Source organism: Neptunomonas sp., from assembly GCF_041601355.1.
Taxonomy (GTDB): domain Bacteria; phylum Pseudomonadota; class Gammaproteobacteria; order Pseudomonadales; family Balneatricaceae; genus Neptunomonas.
This window is the reverse complement of sequence record NZ_JBFIIH010000226.1, coordinates 1-3,645: the sequence shown is the minus strand read 5'-3', so window position 1 is coordinate 3,645 and position 3,645 is coordinate 1. Positions and strand designations below refer to the sequence as shown.

At 39.3% G+C, this 3,645-nt stretch carries 5 protein-coding genes; 1 reads left to right on the top strand and 4 read right to left on the bottom strand.

Annotation, left to right across the window (positions count from 1 at the left end; translation table 11 throughout):
- Positions 1–327 precede the first annotated feature (327 nt).
- The 4 genes from ABY436_RS19615 to ABY436_RS19600 all read right to left on the bottom strand — a co-directional run bounded on the left by ABY436_RS19615 (position 328) and on the right by ABY436_RS19600 (position 2,456).
- Positions 328–654, bottom strand: a complete 327-nt coding sequence (locus ABY436_RS19615) for a hypothetical protein (RefSeq protein WP_372740612.1) — start codon at positions 652–654, stop codon at positions 328–330.
- An 88-nt stretch (positions 655–742) separates the two neighbouring features.
- Positions 743–1,732, bottom strand: a complete 990-nt coding sequence (locus tag ABY436_RS19610; protein WP_372740611.1) for a hypothetical protein — start codon at positions 1,730–1,732, stop codon at positions 743–745.
- Positions 1,713–2,102 carry a tyrosine-type recombinase/integrase gene (locus tag ABY436_RS19605; RefSeq protein ID WP_372740613.1) on the bottom strand — a complete coding sequence of 130 codons (390 nt, stop codon included), beginning with the start codon at positions 2,100–2,102 and terminating at the stop codon, positions 1,713–1,715. Before ABY436_RS19605 ends, ABY436_RS19610 begins: the two co-directional genes overlap by 20 nt.
- A 51-nt stretch (positions 2,103–2,153) precedes the next feature.
- On the bottom strand, positions 2,154–2,456 hold the full coding sequence (locus ABY436_RS19600) for a hypothetical protein (RefSeq protein ID WP_372740610.1): 303 nt from the start codon (positions 2,454–2,456) through the stop codon (positions 2,154–2,156).
- Between the two features lie 93 nt (positions 2,457–2,549).
- Here ABY436_RS19600 and ABY436_RS19595 point away from each other — a divergent pair, with 93 nt between their 5' ends.
- Positions 2,550–3,449 (top strand): hypothetical protein, encoded by a 900-nt coding sequence (locus ABY436_RS19595; RefSeq protein ID WP_372740609.1) that lies wholly within the window; start codon positions 2,550–2,552, stop codon positions 3,447–3,449.
- Positions 3,450–3,645 lie beyond the last annotated feature (196 nt).

Genomic DNA, 3,645 nt, shown 5'->3' with positions numbered 1-3,645 from the left:
GTGTTTTATGATGGGATTGTTAGTATGAATCATGAGAGTTACCTTTTGTTTTGATTTAAGATTCGACACCTTTATCAAAACGGGTAACTCTCTCTTTTTCAAGAAGATGTGTCAGGTCTAGTCGGAACTAATACACGTTAAGAGCCATGACAATGCCTTGCTGGTAGTTATCTTTTGCAGTTGGCATATATCCTCCTTGAATACGTAAAGACGTCCTATCTTCATAGAGTATCCGCTGAAAGCAGAGCTGATGTCTATTATTCGTATGTATGAGAGAGGATCGCTATATTTTCGATAATGTGACTTTTCTTCTTTAACTTTCAGGAATTAAAACTCATCTCTTAATCCGCTTTTAAATCGGGTCCATTTTGTATCAATAATCATGTTTCCTGAGTATTGAACCATCCAGTAAAGATCATCTTTTTTCCAAACAAGTCGCCATCTTGAACAGTATTTGTTTTTCTTTAATGGGATGAATTTACATGTTCTTTCGCTTTTTATATCCATCAGCGGATTTCCCCATGCCTGGATCACTTTGTTAACGTTTGATCCGGGAGGTGCGAGCTGTCCATCGGGAAGCCTGATAATGGCAGATGAAGCAAATACATTTAAAGAGAGCGTGAGAAGTGTGGTAACTGCAATAGCGTGTTTCATTTATTAACATCCTTGTTGCGTATACTTCCCTTTTTATTATTTTTGCTTTGGGGTAGCGGGTTTCGAATCTGTGTAATTATACGTGAAATCAATCATTTATCTGGCCCCGTGACATCAGCGTGTCTGTTAGGTATTTTACGATAGGGATGATGTAATTGACTTTCTCCGACTCAGTCAATCTTGATCTGGCGAAAGTAGTAAGTTCATCAAGGTCGTCATTACTAAGATTTTTTATTTTATCATTCATTTCCTTAGAAACTACTTCTGATCCAGAGTTGCGTAAAAAATGGTCTAAAAAAATATAATAGTATAGCTGGCTCATAGTAGGAATGATTTCATTTAATACATCGGTTTTTATTTGACGATGTAGTTCTAGCTCAAAACGATCACTATCTAGTATTGAACCTTTTAATAGATTTTCTTTGTAAAAAGGAGAAAATTCAATCGATGATGAAATTATAAGATAAAGATTGTATAAGTCCGAATCGCTTCTGAAATAACAGTCGAAAGACTTTATGGAATTTGCTTTATTGTAAGCGTTATTGATTTTGATCAGCTTTGATTCTGTGTCCTTAGTCTTTAACCCGATTATGAAAAATATTGAATGTAATTGGTTTTTTAGACTGAGTGATTCTAAAGAAGGTGTAAAAGAATAGTCAGGGTAAACAAATTTATGTAATTGGTTTGGAGTTAAAATTGGATTGATTTTTCTTTCACTAACTTCTTTTTCTAAGAATTTTGTTAGCTCTTCTAAATGCTTAAAGTAGTTGGAAAATCGATTTTGGTTTAGCGTAATTTCTATTTGAGAATTTGTTTCCTCAGATCTTTTTATAGCTGCATAAAGTCCGCTGAAAGGTATTGAAAGACCTGCCATATACAAAAAAAACTTGAAGTCTTGACTTAAAACTTTTATTCCATGTGTACTCAAGTCGAAAGTATAGCCTTCTTTCCAAGCAAGTGCAGAGCCTAAAAGAAAAGCGAGGGTAGCTGGTGTTAAGGTCCAAAACCAAAAATGCATATCCTTTTTTAAAGGAGCTATTTGGCCATTTAAGTATGAATTAATTGATCCATCTTCCATATATCTTCCTTATCATGCCCCAGTCTTTGTGGCCCATTTGTTGGGCTACCCAGAGAGGATTTTTGCCGGTTGAGAGTAACATTGAAGCGAAAGTGTGCCTAGTCTGGTATGGGTTTCTGTATTCAATATTTGCAGCTTTAAGAGAGGACATCCAAATACGTTTTCTGATGATATGGTCGCCTTTCCATTGTTGGTCAGTTGTGGGGTCATGAAAAACTCGCAGCTTGTCCTTAGTATATTGACACTGGTCTTCAATAGCTTTTTTCGCTTCTGGTTGAAGCTCTACTGTTCTTATACCCGAAGTAGTCTTCGTTGTTTTCTCGCGGTTACGCACAATAGCAACACGGACATAGAAGCGGTTGTTTTCCAGGTCGATATCTTCCCAACGTAGGGCGATCAGTTCGGATGTTCTAAGCCCAGACTAGGCAGCAAATTGAATCAGGTTCCTCTCTTGTCCTTCGAGCTGGGCAAGTATCCGTGAGATTTCATCTTGGTTGAATGGTTGCGGTTCCCGTGTTTCTGGCGAACGATAACGGAAACGATCCATAGGGTTCGAATCAATATGCCCATCATAAAAGGCTTCTTGAAATGCTTGGCGAAGTGGGCCGAGTACGTTGTTTACTCGTTTGTTGCTGATGTTTAGTGTTTCCAGCCAGTCATGGACATACGAGTGCTGAAATTCATCCAACGTGAGTTTTCTGATGCCGGGTATCAAGTTCCCCATAAATAGGCTGTTATGTGCTGCGCACTTGGTAGAAAATGCAAAATAAGTCCACTTGATGCGTGGTATTAGTCATCCACTACAGGTACACCCCATATGAATGTCGTAAGAACCACTTCAGCAAAAAACTGGGTAATGAGCACCCTCATTATTATCTTGCTAGGTTTGGGGTTCACCAACACGCTAGATAGTGTCGCTGAAAGCAAACTCGAGGCCGCGTTTACCAATGCCTTAACGACGTTTGCTGTTGTGCGTGGAATTAATGCTGTCATCTCTGTCGTCCAGGGAACCGAAGTGGCGATTGAGCCAGGTGGTGTTGGCGTGATATTGACGCCCGGTGAAATATTGGACCCTGCAAACGACTTAATAGAACGATTTTCCTGGATTGTACTGGCGGCAAGTACATCGTTAGGCGCTCAAATTATTCTCTTAAAAATCGGCACTTCCGGGATCGCTAATTATTTAGTGATTTTGTCAGGCTGTATTCTGTTAATCAGTATATGGACCTCTGTTTTAGTCAATAGTCGTTGGAAAGGTATCCTGATTAAGTTATCTATTTTGTTGATATTCATAAGGTTTTTAATACCAGTTGTCGTGCTTGCGAATGAGGTCGTATACAGTTCAATACTCAGTCCTACCTATATTGACTCGCAGGCAGTACTGCAAAATGTGGAGAGTGATGTTCAGGCATTGCAAACGCGAGACAGCTCATCTGTTGCTGATGAATCGGAAGAGGGGATTTTAGGCTATATTAGCCGTTTTTATGAACGCACAACCAATAGCATGAACATATCCGCCCGATATAGAGAATATGATGAAAAAATAGCGGGCGCGAGCAAACATATCATTAACCTGATCGCAGTCTTTATCTTCCAAACAATCGTGTTCCCGCTGATTTTCCTTTGGCTCGCTGTCAGGTTTTTTCGAATGCTAATCAATAGCAACTTCTGGCTTCATCCCACCCAAAATGATCAAATCAAGCAGGGGCAGGACTGACTTATTAAACGGTGCTATTAAGTACAATTGAATCACACCTCGATTTGAATTTTTATTGTTTTGTGCGAAGTGAGGGGCTTACTGATTTTGAAAGTATTATTCAGGCTTTGGATTAACAGGTGCTGTGGTAGATGGTTTGTCAATCAAAGGATGGGGCTCAGTTGAGCTACTGGAATCATCTCTCTGTAGCGATGAC

Coding starts and splice junctions, on each gene's coding strand:
- ABY436_RS19615 (WP_372740612.1), bottom strand. CDS start 654: ATGAAACACGCTATTGCAGTTACCACACTTCTCACGCTCTCTTTAAAT.
- ABY436_RS19610 (WP_372740611.1), bottom strand. CDS start 1,732: ATGGAAGATGGATCAATTAATTCATACTTAAATGGCCAAATAGCTCCT.
- ABY436_RS19600 (WP_372740610.1), bottom strand. CDS start 2,456: ATGGGGAACTTGATACCCGGCATCAGAAAACTCACGTTGGATGAATTT.
- ABY436_RS19595 (WP_372740609.1), top strand. CDS start 2,550: ATGAATGTCGTAAGAACCACTTCAGCAAAAAACTGGGTAATGAGCACC.